Here is a 307-nt window from a genome sequence, read left to right as displayed (position 1 = left end):
ACTCACACCCCTGTGTCCCTACGATCTCGCCATGACTGTCTCGGGCCCGCACGCGGACGACGCGACCCTGGTCGCGGGCGTCCTCGCCGGCGACCGGCAGGCCTTCGCCGGAGTCTACGAGCGGTACGCCGACCGGCTGCACGACTTCGCGTACTCGATGCTCCGCAACCGCGAGGAGGCGGCGGACTGCGTGGCGGACTCGTTCGTGCTGATGGCAGCGAAGGTCGGCCAGCTGCGCGATCCGTCACGGCTGCGGCCATGGCTGTACTCCGTGGTGCGCAACGCGTGCCTGCGCACGCTGCGCGGC

The 307-nt window shown here is 71.0% G+C and carries 1 protein-coding gene; it reads left to right on the top strand.

Annotation, left to right across the window (positions count from 1 at the left end; genetic code table 11):
* Positions 1-31: 31 nt before the first annotated feature.
* Positions 32-307: RNA polymerase sigma factor (locus ACZYRU_RS26920; RefSeq protein WP_488960178.1), on the top strand; the 276-nt coding region annotated here is incomplete at its 3' end.

The organism is Nocardioides sp. F233 (genome assembly GCF_057813895.1).
Note: the sequence above shows the minus strand (reverse complement) of the source record. Positions and strands in the feature narration are given on the sequence as shown.